Origin of the sequence: Mangrovimicrobium sediminis, from assembly GCF_004745945.1 — a bacterium.
GTDB lineage: Bacteria > Pseudomonadota > Gammaproteobacteria > Pseudomonadales > Halieaceae > Mangrovimicrobium > Mangrovimicrobium sediminis.
Window position 1 is genome coordinate 1 of the sequence record NZ_SRLE01000040.1, and the last position, 1,805, is coordinate 1,805.

3 protein-coding genes are annotated in these 1,805 nt (G+C 65.9%); all 3 read left to right on the forward strand.

Translation table 11 applies throughout. The features are described from left to right. Nucleotides 1-388: aldehyde dehydrogenase family protein (locus tag E4634_RS21095; RefSeq protein WP_135446663.1), on the forward strand; the 388-nt coding region annotated here is incomplete at its 5' end. 101 nt (nucleotides 389-489) lie between these two features. Further along, nucleotides 490-1,323: a metal-dependent hydrolase gene (locus E4634_RS21100; protein ID WP_167855022.1), complete on the forward strand. Its 834-nt coding sequence runs from the start codon at nucleotides 490-492 to the stop codon at nucleotides 1,321-1,323. After that, nucleotides 1,320-1,805: hypothetical protein (locus E4634_RS21105; RefSeq protein ID WP_206046986.1), on the forward strand; the 486-nt coding region annotated here is incomplete at its 3' end. The genes E4634_RS21100 and E4634_RS21105, both read left to right, overlap by 4 nt.

Below are 1,805 nucleotides of genomic sequence, written 5' to 3' on the forward strand. Positions count from 1 at the left end.
CGCCGGCGGCGCGGCGCTGGACCGGCCGGGCTTTTTCGTCGCCCCAACCGTGGTGCGCGATGTGGACGACAGCGATCGCATCGTCTGCGACGAGCAGTTCGCGCCGATCCTGCCGGTACTCGCCTACCGCGACCTCGACGATGCTATCGCGCGCATCAACGCCTCGATCTACGGCCTGGCCGGTTCTGTGTGGAGCGCCGACCTCGCCCGCGCCGAGGCGGTGGCACAGCGCATCGATTCCGGCACCGTGTGGGTGAACAGCCACATGGCGCTGGACCCGGCGGTGCCGTTTCGCGGCGCCAAGCAGTCGGGTATCGGCGTGGAGCAGGGGCAGGAAGGGCTGTTCGAGTACACCCAGGCGCGTGTGGTCACCGTGCCGCGGGGCTGAGGGGCGCACCGCTGCACGCCGTGTGGCGGGTTACGCAGCGATTAAAACAATTATCGGTCGCAAGCTGCGGCCGCAGTACCGGCGCCATGGAGGGTCAGCAGATGCAGGAACTCGTGATTCGCAAGATACCGTTCGATTTCGACGGTGTGCCGTTTCTGTGGAACCCGGACAATCCGCGCTTTGCCCTGGACATGAACAAGGTGTCGTTCTTCGCCATCGGCCTGGAGCGCTATTTCTGCCGCGCGGTACAGGCCGCGGAGCCGCGCATTGACGACCCGCAGGTACTCGCCATTGCCCGCGCTTTTCGCGAGCAGGAGAGCCTGCATTCGCTGGCCCACCGCCAGCATGTGCGCGCGCTGAGTGCACGCTACCCGGGGCTGCGCGAGACCCTGGAACAGCTCATCGCACACTTCGATGCGCTGTACGAGGCACGCAGCCTGGATTTCCACCTGGCCTACGCCGGCGGGCTGGAGAGTATCTTCACCCCGGTGTTCCGGCTGTTCCTCGATTATCGCGCCATCTACTTCGGTGGCGGCGACCCGCGGGTGGCGTCCCTGTTCCTGTGGCACTTCTGCGAGGAGATCGAGCACCGCAGTGCGGCGCTGGACGTCTACAACCACGTGTGCGGCAGCTACCTGTTCCGCCTGCGCAACCTGCCCGCCATCGCCCGCCATGTGGCGCAGGGCTTGCAGTTACTGGATGCGGGTTTCAAGGCGCATGTACCCGATGTGCCGGCCCACTTGTACAGCGCGCCGGAGAAAGTCGGCGTGCCGCGAGGCGCCCACCTTGCGGTGTTGTCCGGTATTCTCGGCGCGCAGCTGCCGGGCCACCGCCCGGCGAAACAGTCGGTGCCTGAGTATTTTCATGAGTGGACCGCGCGCCACGCCGCCGGCGAGGATATGACCCGGGTCTACGGGCAGGGGGTGGGCGCGTGAGTATTGTCAGTGAGGAGTACCTTGAACTGGCCCGGCGCGGTGCCGGCGGCGTCAACGAGGCGGCGCTGGAAACGCTGGTGTACTGGAACAACCCGCTGGCGCTGGTCTACCTGCTGGTCACCGAGGTGCCGCTGTACTTCCCGCACCTGCTGGGCCTGGACATCGGCCTGGTGTTCATGCACAACGAGTTCAGCGCCGGCATCCTGTATAACCAGACGCCACTGTATATCGTCGCTCTATACCCGGCACTGATCTACCCGTGTTACGTGCTGGCGCGCGACAGCGGCCTGTTCGAACGCCGCTTCGGGCTGCTCTCGGGTGCGGTGTGTGTGGGCTTCGCGCATCACTGCTTTTACGAGGTGTTCGACAACTTCGGCCCCCAGTACGCCTGGTGGGTGTGGAACTTCGACAACCCCCTGGTCAGCCTGCGCCTCGCCGCCGTGCCGTTTGCCAGCATCGTGGTGTTCAGCCTGACACCGCCG